Here is a 367-nt window from a genome sequence, read left to right on the forward strand (position 1 = left end):
ACTACTGTTGAAGAGAGATCTTTACCTTGTTGCTCAGCGGCAGCGCTTACAGAGTTTTGCTGCCAGTAAATTCTGGGAGCTGGTGGCCGGGTCGAAAGAACCTGTAATATCTTGAGCACCAGGTAAAACGCCAGTATTGAAGGTAATTACATTGAACCCCTCCCAAGCCAATTATAAAGCCGGAGATTAGGTATAATTCCTAACCCGGCTTTGTTTATTCGCCCCCTCCTTCATTTTGGAAATCAATTTAAGAAGCGGTTTTCTGGTTGCAATTTCGAATGTGTAAGGTAAAGCTCATCTTTGACAGTTTAAAAACAAGATTCCAGTAACGACAGGCATTTCAAGGGACGGAATACAGGCGTGCCAC

This window comes from Calderihabitans maritimus, assembly GCF_002207765.1.
Lineage (GTDB): Bacteria > Bacillota > KKC1 > Calderihabitantales > Calderihabitantaceae > Calderihabitans > Calderihabitans maritimus.